Genomic DNA, 13906 nt, shown 5'->3' with positions numbered 1-13906 from the left:
CCCGGGTGCGGCGCCCCGCCTTCCCGAATCGAGAACCCCATGGCCACCGTCCTGTCCGTCTCCGGCAGCCCCTCCAAGACCTCCCGTACCGACCGCCTGCTGCGCCACCTCGATCGGCGGCTGACCGCCCAGGGCCACGAGGTGATCCCGCTCGACGTCCGTACGATCCCCGGCGAGGCCCTGCTCGGCGCGGACTTCCGGCATCCCGCGATCGTCGAGACCACCGAGTTGTTCGCGGCAGCGGACGGGGTCGTGATCGCCACCCCCGTCTACAAAGCCGCCTACTCCGGGGTGCTCAAGGCGCTCCTGGACCTGCTCCCGCAGTACGCGCTGGCCGACAAGACCGTGCTGCCGCTGGCCACCGGCGGGTCCACCGCACACGTCCTCGCCGTCGACTACGCGCTGCGGCCGGTGCTCAGCTCGATGGGCGCCGCGCACATCGTGCAGGGGTGGTTCACCCTCGACACGGACATCACCGTGGACCAGAACGGCTCCGTCACCGTCGCTCCGGCCGGCGCGGCGGCACTGGGCCGGGTCGTCGACCAGTTCTCCGCGGCCCTGCGCCGTACGCCCCTGCTGGCTTCGGCGGGCTGAGCCATGACCGCACACGTCATCGCCGACGACGTCGAGGCCCTCGGGGTCGCCGCCGAGCTGGCCGAGGAGTTCCGGGCGGGTGCCGCCGAGCGCGACGCCGAGCGGCGGCTGCCGCACGCCGAACTCGACCGGCTCTCCCGGTCGGGTCTGCTCGCCGTCACCGTCCCCGCGGAGCACGGCGGCGCCGATGTCTCGGCCGCCACCCTCGCCGAGATCTTCCGGCTGCTGGCCACCGCCGACGCCAGCATCGCGCAGATTCCGCAGAGCCACTTCGCCTACGTCAACGTCATCCGCCGTCAGGGCACGGCCGAGCAGCAGGCGTTCTTCTCCGCCGAACTGCTCGCCGGGCGGCGGCTCGGCAACGCCCAGTCCGAGGCGGGCACCCGACACGTCCAGGACTTCCGTACCCGCCTGACGCCCCGGCCCGACGGCTCCTTCCTGCTGACCGGCGTCAAGAACTACTGCACCGGCGCCCTGTTCGCCCACTGGATCCCCGTCCTGGCCCTCGCCGAGGACGACCGGCTGCACGTGGCCTACGTGCCGAGCGACGCGCCGGGCGTCACGGTCGTGGACGACTGGGACGGCCTCGGCCAGCGCACGACAGCCAGCGGCACCGTGCGGCTGGCGGACGTGGTCGTTCCCGCCGACCGGGTCCTGCCCCACCACCTCACCTTCGAGGGACCGCAACTGCACGGCTCCACCGCCCAGTTGCTGCACGCCGCGATCGACGCCGGCATCGCCCGGGGAGCACTCGCCGAGGCGGCCGCCTTCGTCCGCACGAAGAGCCGCCCCTGGTTCGAGAGCGGTCTGGAGACGGCCGCCGAGGATCCCCTGCTGATCCAGCGCTTCGGCGAACTCGCCATCCAGGTACGGGCGGCGGAGGCGCTGCTGCGGGAGGCCGCGCGCACCGTGGACATCGCCCGTGCCGACCTGACCGACGACACGGCGGCGGCCGCGTCGATCGCCGTAGCCGCCGCCAAGGTCCAGGCCGCGCAGAGCGCGGTGGAGGTCGCGAACGCTCTCTTCGAGGTCTCCGGCACCCGGTCGGCGCTCGCCTCCCTCAACCTGCACCGCCACTGGCGCGACGCCCGCACCCACACCCTGCACGACCCCGTGCGCTGGAAGATCCAGCACATCGGACGCCACGCCCTCACCGGCACCAGACCGCCCCGCCACGGCCTGCTGTGACCTCCTCCCCCGACGCGCGTCCGGACGGCGCGCCCCGCTGCTTCCTCACACGGAGACTCACGTGTCCCTCACCTTTCACTGGTTCCTGCCCACCAACGGCGACAGCCGCGATGTCGTCGGCGGCGGTCACGGCACACCGGCCCGATCCCTGGGCCGGAGCCGGCCGCCGACGGTCGCCTATCTGAGCCAGATCGCCCGCGCCGCGGAGAACCTGGGCTTCGAGGCCGCGCTCACGCCGACCGGCGCCTGGTGCGAGGACGCCTGGCTGACCACCGCGATGGTCGCCCAGCACAGCGAGCGGCTGAAGTTCCTGGTCGCCTTCCGCCCCGGCCTCACTTCCCCCACGCTCGCCGCGCAGATGGCCGCCACCTTCCAGCAGCAGACGGGCGGGCGGCTCCTGCTCAACGTCGTCACCGGCGGCGAGAGCCACGAACAGCGCGCCTACGGCGACTTCCTCGACAAGGACGACCGCTACCGCCGTACCGGGGAGTTCCTGGAGATCGTCCGGGCGCTGTGGGAGGGCAAGACCGTCGACGCGCACGGCGAGCACCTGCGGGTCCAGGGGGCGAAGCTGGACAGGCTGCCCGACCCGGTGCCCGAGGTGTACTTCGGCGGTTCCTCGCCGATCGCGGGCGACATCGCGGCCCGGCACAGCGACGTGTACCTCACCTGGGGCGAGCCACCTGCCCAGGTCGCCGAGAAGATCGCCTGGATACGCGGGCTCGCGGCGGCCCAGGGCCGCACCGTGCGTTTCGGTGTCCGGCTGCACGTCATCACCCGGGACACCTCCGAAGCCGCGTGGGCCGAGGCCCGCCGCCTGCTGGCCGGGTTCGACGAGGCCACCGTACGGTCGGTGCAGGAGGGACTGGCCCGCAGCGAGTCCGAGGGCCAGAGGCGCATGCTGGCCCTGCACGGGGGCAGCACCGACCGGCTGGAGATCCACCCCAACCTGTGGGCCGGCATCGGCCTGGTGCGGGGCGGAGCGGGCACCTCCCTGGTAGGCAGCCACGAGGAGGTCACCGAGCGGATCAAGGAGTACGCCGCTCTGGGCATCGAGGAGTTCGTGCTCTCCGGCTATCCGCACCTGGAGGAGGCGTACTGGTTCGGCGAGGGCGTCCTGCCCCGGCTGGCAGCGGCGGGCCTGTGGACGCCCCCGCCCGGCACGCCGCTCACCGACGCAGCCCGCGTGCCGTTCGCCGGCTGACCACGCCGGAGGGACCTGAGTGCCCATACGGCGGTGGCAGAGTGTGGTGGTGTGACGGCGGCCAGTGCCGCATCAAGCAACGTTCGCCCTGTAATGCCGCGCTATTTGAAGGACGTGGCCGCAAGAGGGGAGAAAGCCACGCCAACTCTCGAGGGCGGGCAGAGGTCGTTTCCCGCGCTCGCGTAGATCGTTTCCCGCTGCCCTGGCCGTCCCGGCATCTGCTCAGGGCGCGGTCGACGTCGTACTTCGAGAACGGAACGAATCGTCGCGCCCTTCACAGACTGCATCTTCCGGCGGCGAGTGCCGTGATCGCGCACTCGGCGGCGTGCCGTGCCGCGAGCGCGGAGGGGACCGGCCCGCAGCCGTGGGAGGCGCGCCCGGTCGGTCCGTTCGTGATCCGCCACTGCCAAGCGGTACGTGCGGCTGGGGGTGACGGGTGGTGCCAGACGGGCTGTGAGGGCGCGTGCTCCGCCTTCTGGACCACCCCGTCGTGGACCACTCCGCCGATCACGGCCGAGGCCCGCCATCCGTCGTCGTCGGCGGTCCAGTCCAGGGGCGTCGGGGTGGACTCCGACACTTCGAGGAGGACGTCGGCGAGGTCGGCCAGAGTCCGGTACAGCGCGGCACGAACGGCGTCGGTGTGATGACGGCCCCACCGACAGGGGGTCCGTTCGGCGAGTTCGTCCACGATGGCCTGCGCGGCGAGTTCGTCGAGGGGGTCGGGTTGTGCGAGGCGTTCCCGCGCCAGGGCCGCGCCGGCGCCCCATGCGAGGTCGTCGCGGGTCATGGCGGTGTCGCGGGCCAGCGTCCAGAGGTCGGCGGGGCCCAGGTCGTCGACCGTGTGCTGGATGCAGCGGGCGGCGGCGTCCGACGCGGGCGGTACGTCGGCGTTCAGGAGGCCGGCGCGTACCTCGGTGGCCGCGCTCACGTCGCCCGGTTGCACCGCGCCCGGCGGCAGCGAAGCCGCTGCGTGGAGCACCTGACCATGGACCCGGCGTACCGGATGAGGCCCTGAAGGCGGTGAAGGGCGCCCGGACAGGGAGCACAGGGCGTCCAGCAGGTCCGCGGGAACAACTCTCAGGTTGATGCACGCCTTCGGCAGACGGCCATCCACCCTGTCCTCCCCCTTTCCGCTGTCTGGAATGGCTGGCCGGTCCGGCGCGGTCCCCCTTTGAACCGCGCCGGACCGGCCTTGTCCTGTGGCTGTGTCAGTCGTCCAGCACGGCCAGGGCGTCGATCTCCACGAGGAGTCCCGGCGGGAGCTGCATGTAGACGGTGGTGCGGGCGGGGAAGGGCTCGCCGACGGCTGCGGCGTACGCCTCGTTCAGCTCGGGCAGGTGGGTGGGGTCGGTGAGGTAGACGCGGAGCATCACGACGTCTTCCAGCCCCGCGCCGGCCGCCTTGAGGACGGCGGTGACGTTGCGCAGGACCTGTGCGGTCTGCTCGGCGACCGTCGTGCCGACGACCTCGCCGGTGGTCGGGTCGAACGGGAGCTGTCCGGATACCTGCAGGACGGGTCCCTTGCGGATGCCCTGGGACAGCGGGGCCGGGAGAGAGGGGGCGTGCTCGGTGGTGATGACGGTTCTGGTCACGGTGTTCCTTGAAGCGGTGGTGGTCCTTGGAGGGGATGAGCAGGCGAGAGCGGTACGGGCGTCAGCTCCAGGCCTGTCGTTCCTGGCTGCGGGGGTCGTCGACCTGGGTCCACTCGGCGTCGATGTGCATCGTGGCCCTGCGGTCGGTGTCGTAGGGGTCCCAGCCCGGGTCGCCGGTGGCGGCGAACCGGATCCAGGTCTCGTGCATGCGGTCCGCGAGATCCGCCGGGGGCTTGTCGGGGCCGAGCAGGGCGGCGGGGCCGTTCAGCTCGGGCCGGTCCGCGAGGTCGAAGACGAAGGGCAGCTCGACGGCGTGGGTGGCGCCGAGTTCTCCGTCCAGGGCCTGGGAGCGCCAGGCGAACTCGTACGCGTAGGTGACGGACTTCGGATGGGCGGCATGGGCGTCGGCCAGAGCGCGGGTACCCGCGCCGAACAGGGCGTCGGCCATGATGGCCGAGCGCAGTTCCGCGAAGGAGGCCTCGGGGCGTGACGTGCGGTAGGTCTCGACGAGCCGCGCCGGATCCGGGTGCGAGCGCGCCGCCGCGTCGTCGACGTCGGCTGCGGTCGAGGTGGCGTACCTGCCCACCGGGACCAGATAGAGGTTGCCCTCTTCCGTGTTGGTGCCGATGAGCAGGTCGACGTCGGCGGCGAGGCCTGCGGCGACGGCTTCGGCGGGCTGGGTGTCCAGGACCAGACTGAAGGGGCTCAGACCGATCAGCGGGTCGCCGTGGGTGGCGGTCTGCAGGTCGATGCCCGCGAGCTTGGAGGCGGCCTCCACCAGACGCTCGTCGGAGATCTCCGCGAAGGCGTCCACGTGCGGCTCGACGCCCAGGACCTCGGCAGCCGCGGCGGTGACTCGGGCGGCCTGCTCGGTGCTGAACGCGCCCAGTCCGCTGCCGCTCTGCACGATCGCCCGGCGGAACAGGCCCGCGGCCTCCGCGGTGGCGAGGACGCCGCCGACGACGGTGGCCCCGGCCGACTGGCCGAAGAGCGTCACGTTCTTTGGGTCACCGCCGAACCCGGCGATGTTCTCCCTCACCCAGCGCAGCGCGGCGACGACGTCGAGCAGACCGCGGTTGGCCGGGGCGCCGGGCAGGTCCAGGAACCCGGCGATGCCGAGCCGGTAGTTGAGCGTGACGAGGACGACGCCGTCGCGGGCGAAGGCGGAACCGTCGTACATCGCGGACCGCGTGGATCCGGCGACGAAGCCGCCGCCGTGCACGAACACCATGACCGGCAGGTCGCTCTGCGCGACGGCGGGCGTCCAGACGTTGACGGTGAGGTAGTCCTCGCCGCGGCTCCAGCCGGGGCCGAAGTAGGGGGCCATGTCGATGCTGCCGAGCTTGCGCTCGGACTGCGGCGCGTTGGGTCCGGGGACGGTGGCGTCCCGCACGCCGTCCCACGGCTCGTGCGGCTCGGGCGGCGCGAACCGGCCGGCGCCCAGGGGCGGGGCGGCATAGGGGATGTTCAGGAAGGCGGCGGTGCCGTCCTCCTGGCGCAGACCGCGGACGGCTCCCTGCGCGGTGGTCACGACGGGTTCGGGGTGGTGGTTCATCTCTGGTGCCTTTCCGCGGGCTTCAGCCCTGCTCGGTGTACGGGGCGAAGGGCGCCCAGCCCTTCACGGCGAAGGTGCTTCCCTCGCGTACGACTTCGGTGGCGCCGTGCCCGCCCAGATGCGCCGGGATCACGAGCGCGTTGTTGTCGGCCGCCCAGCCCAGCACCTTGCGGCGGGTGGCACGGGCTTCGGCGGGGTTCTCGCAGAAGCAGCTGTTGGCGTCCGGCTCCAGGATCTGCACCGGGCTGTGCAGCATGTCGCCGACGAACACCGCGCGGTCCGTGCCGGAGGTGAGGGTCAGCACGGAGGAGCCGGGGGTGTGCCCGGGAGCGGCGTCCAGGCGCAGGTTCGCGTCGATCTGGTGGCTGTTCTCCCACAGCTGCGTCAGGCCGGCCTGGTGCACCGGGGCCACGCTGTCCTCGAAGACGTTCTGGTTGCCGCGGCCGAGCAGCGGCTGGTGGCCGTTCTCGGGGTTCCAGAAGTCGAAGTCGTCCTTCGGCATCAGGTAGGTGGCGTTGGGGAACGTCGGCACCCACTGCCGCCCGTCCAGGTAGGTGTTCCAGCCGACGTGGTCGATGTGGAGATGCGTGTTGATCACGATGTCCACGTCCTCCGGCTGGACACCGGCCCGGGCGAGGTTGGCCAGGAAGTCCGTTTCGAGGCGGTTCCAGACCGGGGCGTAGGGACGGTCCTTGTGGTTGCCCACGCCGGTGTCGACCAGGATCGTCTTGCCCTCGCTGCGCAGCAGCCAGGTCTGGATCGCCGAATTCACAATGTTGGTCTCGGAATCCAGGAAATGCGGGACAAGCCAGTCGGAACCGTTCTCCCAGACTTCCTTCGAGCTTTCCGGGAAGAAGGTGTCGGGCGCCATTTCGACGGAACCGTAGTATTCCCACACCCGAGTGATGGAGACATTGCCGAGGGTGATCTGTTCCATGGTATTTCCTTGCAATCCGGGGGATTTACTCAACCGTACGAGCGGCCCCGGTGGGTGCGGTATCCGTCACGTGACTGCACCTGTGCGTACACCTCTGACCAGGGGTCTTTCCCCTGGGAGGCCGGCGAAAGGCGGCTCCTGTCCCGTGTTCCATTGGTGGATGCCTCTTCAATGGGCACATGGCGACCTCGCTGCGGTCACGAGGCTGGAGACGGGTCCGTATCGGGCCGCTTGAGCCAGCCAACCGCCGGCCGCTCGAATACCCCGGAGCGTCACCAACGTCCCGGGACAGCACATCTAGCTATAGCTAGCCGGCTTGGGCGCGTTCGCACCGGTCGGCGAGGACGGCGCAACTCACTGCGGCAGCCTGTACCGGGCGGTGCGGCGACGGGATGTCCACGCTCTCGGAGGGCACCACGGTGGTGCGGTCGGGGTCCGAGGCAAGTGGGTCCAAGGCTCGTACGAGCGCGGTCAGGGCCACGTCGAGGCGATCGATGTGCAGCAGCAGGCGGTGTTCCGGCGACCGCCGGTTGCGGCTCACGCGTTGCTCCTCCGAGAGCAGGGCCAGTGCCCTGACGACCGTGGGGCGTGCCGTCGGTGAGGCGCTTTCCGGTCGATGGCCGGTGACGCGGATCAGGTGGGTCACGGTCTCGTGCGCGCGGTCGGCCGCGGCGGTGAGGCGGGCGGTGCACTCCGGGACGCCCGCCGGGAGACGTTCGGCCGTGGCGGCCAGGCTCCGTGCGTGGTAAGCGCCGGTCTCGAGGAGTTCCAGCAGGTGCCGGGCGCGGTGACGGCGGCGGCGCTGCGGAGCAAACGGATGAGTGAGAGGCAGACTGGCCTTGCGGAAGGATTCCAGTGCCTGGTCGAGGTCATGTGCCGCGCGGACCCAGCTCGTCGGGGTTTCGGTGTCCGTGCTTCCCGATGCGACGGCCCGCAGGACGCGGTCGAGGACGCGCAGGAAGCCGACCAGTTCCTCGTCACTGGCGTGGCGGACCGTGGTGGGAAGTACGAGGACGGCGGCAAGGGTCCCGCAGGACACTCCCAGTGCGGTCTCCTGGACGCGCAGGAGCAGCACTTGCGTCGAGAAGGTGTCCATCACCGCGAGCAGCATGCTGAGCGTGCCGGTGATGAAGAACGTCACGGCCCAGTAGGCGTGCGACGGGGTGTAGAACATCCCGAACATACACAGCAGGAGCAGGAGCAGGACCAGGAGGACGGGGCCGTCTCCGCCGACCAGGGCGGCGAGGCCGTAGCCGAACACCACGCCGAGGACAGTGCCCGCCAGCCGCCGGAGACTCTGCAGCAGTACCTCGCCGGTGCTCTCGTTCTTGATGAAGACGACCCATGCGGCCGCGACGGCCCAGTACCACAGGTGCGGCGACAGGAGATGACCGCCCGCGATGGCGAGCGCCGAGGCAGCCGTCACCTGAAACGCCTGACGGGTGGCTCCCCGCTTCAGGCTTTCGGTGGCTCTGTCCCTGCGCAGCAGCACCCCGAAGGTGGGTGAGGCGGGCCTGCGCGGAGGCGTCCCGAGTCCTGCCGGGCGACCCCGTGGGCCGAGAACCCGCAGGGCTTCGGCGAGTTCGTCGACCGCGGGAAAGCAGTCCAGCACGAGTGCGGAGCCGGTCGGCCGGTTCGCCGGGCTACCTTCGTACCCCTCTGCGCACCGCTCGGTCGCGCAAGTAGTTCCCACGGTGAGCTGGTGCCGGAGAGCCCGGATCCGCCGAGCGAGCCGCTGTCGCGCCGTCCGTCCCGCCAGATCACTGCGGGCCGCCGGGCTGCGGACCGCGCGGACCGCCAGTACGGCCAGGCGCTGCGCGGCCACCTCCACCCGGCTGAGGTGCGGCAGCAGAGCCTCGGTGTCCTCGTCGACGGCGTGCTCATCGAGAAAGTCCTCGATCAGCAGCACTGACGCGTGCAGTCTGTCGAGACGGTCCTGCAACGACCGGCTCCGGGTGTCGACGTCCTGCCCGGCGGCGACCATCGCGGCCGTGTCCCGGAGGACGTCGTACAGACGCACGTCGAATGCGTGCCGCAGCCGCCTCAGGGCTCGGGACGCCGTAACGGGGCCGACGCAGTACCACACGGCGGTGACGGCCCCGAACGCAACCAGTACCGATACCCCGAACTCCGGAAGGCGGTCTGCCCGGGCCTGGGTGAGCTGGGACAGCAGGAAGGCCATGAAACCGAAGATCCCCAGGCCAAGCCCTCGCGGGCCGAACCGGCGGGCCTGAACGGCGAGGTAGATCACCACCAGGAAGACCAGCTTGGCTGCTGTCGGGTACGGCGTCAGCGCGGCTCCGGCGGCCAGGGACGCGAGGAAGAGCGGAACGCCGAGTCCGAGCGTGATGAGCTGGTTGCGCGGGTGCAGGTCGCTGACGGCCAGTGACGTCGTCATCGCGGTGAAGCCACCGACTACGAGCGCCGTCTCGGGCGCTCGCAGCGCTGTCAGCACGGCGAGGGTCGCGGCGGTACCGAGCACGGCACGCATCGCGGAGGCCAGACGCACGAGCCCAGGGTCGAAGGCCGCGAACCGGTCCCACAACGATGTCGCTGTCCTTGCCACCATGGGGATCTCCGTAGGTCCTTTTCGCGTGTGCACGGCCGTACGGGAGCCTTCAGGTGCTGAACGGCCACCGCCCGCGTCACCAGTCTCGGCATGCGGGGTTGCGTCCGGTATGCGTCAGGTGACTGCTTTCGGGGGTTCTGCAGCACGTGGGCGTCCCTTGCCGGCGTCGGCGACCGCGCAGCGCTGACAGGCCTGCACCCGTCGGCGATGGCTTCCGGGTTCAAGGGGCTACGCAGTGCACGGACTTGGGACGGACAGCCGCCAGGCGCCCAGAAGGTCACGCGACATTCGACGCGTCTCGACACAGCCGTCATCGCGCCGCAGGTTTCCATGCGCCGCGCGTTCGCCCGGGTCGTTCGCCCGCTCAAGAGCAGCCTCGCGGGCCTGCTCGGGACCGGCCATGCCGTCGACGACGTAGAAGTGGCGTACAAGCCGACCGCATGGAGTGCGGAACCCGAATCCGACCAGCCACGAGCGTCCAGTAACCATGTCAGCGCCTTCCGGTCGAGATGCCCGGCTTCCGTGATCCCCGTCTGTGACGGCACGACGCCACCGGCGACGCACGATCGTGCTTGCCCGCCGCCCCGGAAAGGCGCGACCGTACTCGCTTCACGATTCTGTGGCCGGACGAACAGCCGAGGGTATGCGTCACGTGACTGCATCGGTGCTGGTCGGCCACCGGATGGGGCGTTTGCGCCTGCCGACCGGCTGTCCCGCCGCGGCGATCCCGAGGCTGACGGTGCGGAGACGTACGGCTCGACTAGTATCTGGGGTATCTCAATTCCCTGGAGCATCCGTGGAAAACGATGGAAGGGCTCGTGGGGGCCGGCACTACTCGATACGGAATTCCGGTCTGGCGCTGGTGGGCCGGGAAAGCGAGACCGCAGAAATAGTCCGGCGGGTCGGCGCCGATCGGTCCCACAGTGACGTGTTGATCCTCACGGGTGACCCCGGTGCCGGAAAGAGCACACTCCTCGACATCGCGGCCGATCGCGCACGGAGTGCGGGTGACCGAGTGCTGCGAGCGGTGGGAAGCGAATCCGAGGCCCACCTTGGCTTCGCGGGTCTTCACCAGATGCTGCGCCCGGTACTCGGCGAGGCGGAAGGTCTGCCATCGCGGCAGCGCTCCGCGCTTCGTGCCGTCCTGGGGCTCGACGAGTGTGCCGAGGCCCCCGACGGGATGATGGTGGGTCTGGCGGTTCTGACCTTGTTGTCGGACCTGGCGGAGACCGCCCCGCTGCTGGTCGTGGTCGACGACGCCCAGTGGATCGACCGCGCGTCTCTGGACGTGCTCTCCTTCGTGGCGCGGCGCATGGACAGCGAGCCCGTCACGCTGCTGCTCGGAGTCCGCACCGCGGCCGTACTGCCCGGCTTCGACAAGGGGTACGAGCGCCTCGAACTCGGCCCGCTGGACGGTGCTGCCGCCAACCGGCTGCTCGACCGGCAGCCCACACCGCCCACCGGCCGAACCCGTGTGCGAATCCTCAAGGAAGCGGCCGGCAACCCGCTGGCCCTGGTGGAACTCGCCCATGCCACCGCGATCCGCAACGCCGAGGGCAGCAGCGTGCAGGGCCCGCTGCCAGTCACCGACCGACTGGAGCGGATCTTCGCAGGGCACGCGGCGGACCTGCCGGAACCGACCCGCCGCATCCTGCTACTGCTCGCGGCCGCCGACGCGGCGGACGCGCAGGCAGCCGCCGTGGGACTGCCCGATGCGGACGACAAGGCATGGGAGCCCGCGGACCGGGCCGGTCTCGTACGCCAGGACGGGACCGGGATCGTTTTCCGTCACCCGCTAGTCCGCTCCGCCGTCTACCATGCCGCGTCCTTCGAGGAACGCCGCAGGGCACACCTGGCTCTCGCGGAACTGCTGCGCCAGGAGCCCGACCGCCGCGCCTGGCATCTGGCCGCCGCGACCGTACGCCCCGACCAGGACGTATCGGCCGCCTTGCAGCAGACGGCCGACCGGGCCCGGCGCCGAGGTGGCTTCGCGGCCGCCGCCGCAGCCCAGGAGCGCGCCGCGGAACTCAGCCCGCACCGCGAGGACCGGGCGCGCCTGCTCACCGAAGCCGCTGCCAGCGCCGTCTTCACCGGTCAGCTCGGCTGGGTGGAGCACCTGGCCGCAGCAGTCCGCGAGTGCACCGACAACCCGGCACTGCGGGGCAAAGCCGCGCTGGCCACCGGCCGGCTCATGTCTCTTGGCCCCCATCACACGGCAGCCTTCGCCCTGCTCATGCGCGTCGCCGACGAGGCAACGAACACCCGGTCGCCCCTCGTACTCGACGCGCTGGCCGCAGCAGCGGTGGTCCGCTACTACTCGGGCGAGGAGTCCCAGCGGCAGCAGCTCCAGAGCCTGCTCTCCGGCATGCCCGACGATGCCGCCGGAGCGGCGCTGCGCGCCTGGGTCATGGCCGTCTCCGACCCCGGCGGCGCAGGAGCGTTGCTCGCACCGGTGCTGCCCGAGCTCATCGCCGAGGCCAAGGGCGACGCCCAGCGTCTGACCGCGCTCGCCATCGTCGCCTGGCTGCTCGACCAGACCACCCTCGCCGCCCAAACCTTCGACGAGGCCTTCGACCAGTGGCAGGCGCATGGCCCGCTCCCGGACGGACTGGTATGCGCGGCCGGCTGGACCCGCCTGGAGCAGGGCCGATGGGCCGCGGCCCGCTCGGTGGCGGCCGACATCGCGGCCATGGCGTCATCGGCCGGGCTCGACCATGCCGAGGCGTGTGCCCAGGCACTCGACGCCACGGTGGTCGCACTGCTCGGCGACGCGCCCGCCGCGCGCCGGCTCGCCGAGCGAGCCCTGTCTCTCGTCGACCCGCTGGAGAGCCGCTCCGTCGCGGTCTTCGCACGGCGGGCCCTGGGAATGGCGGCAGTGGCCGAGGGCGACTACGACACCGCGTACACACAGTTCCGCTCCGCGTTCACCGACGACGGCGATCCGGTCCACTACCACGTCTCCTACACCGTCCTGGCCGAACTCGCGGCGGCAGCCGTCCGCAGAGGACAGCAGGAGCACGCCGCACAGCTGCTGGAACGGTCGGCGAAGCGCCTCGGTACGGGCATGTCGGCACGGGTGGCCGCACTGACCGACCGGGGCCGCGCCCTGCTGGCGGATCCCGAGCATGCGGAGCCGTTCTTCCAGGCGGCGCTCGCGCAGCCCGCGGGTGAGCAGTGGCCGTTCGAACGGGCGCAGACCCGGCTCGACTACGGGGAATGGCTCCGACGTCGGCGCCGTATCGCCGAGGCCCGTCCGCTGCTGAGCGCCGCGCTGGAAACCTTCCAGCGCCTCGGCGCGCGGCCGTGGGCCGAGCGGGCACAGGCAGAACTGCGCGCCGCCGGCATTGAGGTGACCGACGTCGTGCCCAGTGCCTTCACCGAACTCAGCCCTCAGCAGCAGCAGATCGTCCAGCTGGCGGCCCGGGGTCTGACGAACCGCGAGATCGGGGAGAAACTGTTCCTCTCACCGCGCACGGTCGGCTCCCACCTCTACCGGGTCTTCCCCAAGCTGGGCATCACCGCCCGCTCGCAACTCCGCGACGTACTCGAAGGCACCCTGTCAGATAACGACGCCCGGAGCTGACAGCCGAATACGCCTCAGGTACGCGCTGCCGCGCGTGCCGCCTGCCGGGCGTCTCCCGACAGGGCGACGGCCGTCGCTGTGCAGTCGGCTGACAGATACCACGACCGGATTCCGCGTGACAGATTCATGGAGCGCGACGACGAGAGACCGCACAAACTCGTCGAATCGCACAAGGGAATCACCCGGGCGCCCTACCCCTGCGCCCTTGCCCTTGGGGGGCGTGAGAGCCGTCCAGCCCTGGCCTGCCTTTCACGCCCCCGGATCTGCAACCGCGACCGTGTCGAGAACTGCGCCCACCGGCGCCGACGAGACGGCAGAGCATGTGGGTCCTGGTCCGTACCGCTACACCAACTCCCTGGCCATGGTCCTCGGAGATCACGCGCCGTCGACCACGGTCATCGAGACCCTGACGGGTTCGCCATTCGGCATGCAGCTCATTGCTGGCTCCTTGCCGCTGTTCGACCCCTACGGCTGTGACCCCGAGATCGGACTCGATGCCGCGATCGGTCTCCTGGGCTGGCGCTGCGAGCGCAGCTGCGGCGGCACTCCGGAAGAGGCAGCCACCTACCCGGAGTTGGTCAGTCGCCTGTTCACACTCGACACATGACGGGGAGAGAAAGCGGTCAGCGTCGTGACGCCACCGACGACGGACCGTCGAACGGCTGATTCCGCTCGACTGTCCTC

General features: G+C 71.0%; 10 protein-coding genes. 5 read left to right on the top strand and 5 right to left on the bottom strand.

What is annotated here, in order from left to right; all coding sequences use genetic code 11:
• Positions 1-39 precede the first annotated feature (39 nt).
• The 3 genes from ssuE (at position 40) to FRZ03_RS18725 (ending at position 2986) form a co-directional block, all read left to right on the top strand.
• The gene (ssuE, locus tag FRZ03_RS18735) at positions 40-594 is read left to right on the top strand and encodes an NADPH-dependent FMN reductase (protein WP_070022390.1); all 555 of its coding nucleotides are present in this window, start codon (positions 40-42) and stop codon (positions 592-594) included.
• A 3-nt stretch (positions 595-597) separates the two neighbouring features.
• Positions 598-1782, top strand: coding sequence for an SfnB family sulfur acquisition oxidoreductase (locus tag FRZ03_RS18730; RefSeq protein ID WP_146466315.1), 1185 nt, complete (start codon positions 598-600; stop codon positions 1780-1782).
• Positions 1783-1843: 61 nt separating this feature from the next.
• Positions 1844-2986, top strand: a complete 1143-nt coding sequence (locus tag FRZ03_RS18725) for an LLM class flavin-dependent oxidoreductase (RefSeq protein ID WP_146466314.1) — start codon at positions 1844-1846, stop codon at positions 2984-2986.
• A gap of 274 nt (positions 2987-3260) precedes the next feature.
• Here the strand turns inward: FRZ03_RS18725 and FRZ03_RS39185 are convergent, their stop codons facing one another.
• From FRZ03_RS39185 to FRZ03_RS18700, 5 genes are all read right to left on the bottom strand, one after another.
• Positions 3261-3914, bottom strand: a complete 654-nt coding sequence (locus tag FRZ03_RS39185; RefSeq protein WP_186785489.1) for a hypothetical protein — start codon at positions 3912-3914, stop codon at positions 3261-3263.
• A 280-nt stretch (positions 3915-4194) separates the two neighbouring features.
• Entirely contained in the window at positions 4195-4578 is a 384-nt protein-coding gene (locus FRZ03_RS18715) for a RidA family protein (RefSeq protein ID WP_070022394.1), read from the bottom strand.
• Between the two features lie 61 nt (positions 4579-4639).
• Positions 4640-6133 carry a carboxylesterase/lipase family protein gene (locus FRZ03_RS18710; RefSeq protein WP_146466313.1) on the bottom strand — a complete coding sequence of 498 codons (1494 nt, stop codon included), beginning with the start codon at positions 6131-6133 and terminating at the stop codon, positions 4640-4642.
• A gap of 22 nt (positions 6134-6155) precedes the next feature.
• On the bottom strand, positions 6156-7070 hold the full coding sequence (locus FRZ03_RS18705) for an MBL fold metallo-hydrolase (protein ID WP_146466312.1): 915 nt from the start codon (positions 7068-7070) through the stop codon (positions 6156-6158).
• 307 nt (positions 7071-7377) lie between these two features.
• The gene (locus tag FRZ03_RS18700; protein WP_261399250.1) at positions 7378-9579 is read right to left on the bottom strand and encodes an FUSC family protein; all 2202 of its coding nucleotides are present in this window, start codon (positions 9577-9579) and stop codon (positions 7378-7380) included.
• An 856-nt stretch (positions 9580-10435) separates the two neighbouring features.
• Between FRZ03_RS18700 and FRZ03_RS18690 the strand changes: the two genes are divergently transcribed.
• On the top strand, positions 10436-13222 hold the full coding sequence (locus tag FRZ03_RS18690) for a helix-turn-helix transcriptional regulator (RefSeq protein WP_146466309.1): 2787 nt from the start codon (positions 10436-10438) through the stop codon (positions 13220-13222).
• A 277-nt stretch (positions 13223-13499) separates the two neighbouring features.
• Positions 13500-13829, top strand: a complete 330-nt coding sequence (locus tag FRZ03_RS41230; protein ID WP_222443392.1) for a hypothetical protein — start codon at positions 13500-13502, stop codon at positions 13827-13829.
• Positions 13830-13906 lie beyond the last annotated feature (77 nt).

It is taken from the genome of Streptomyces misionensis (genome assembly GCF_007896895.1).
Taxonomy (GTDB): domain Bacteria; phylum Actinomycetota; class Actinomycetes; order Streptomycetales; family Streptomycetaceae; genus Streptomyces; species Streptomyces misionensis_A.
Note: the sequence above shows the minus strand (reverse complement) of the source record. Positions and strands in the feature narration are given on the sequence as shown.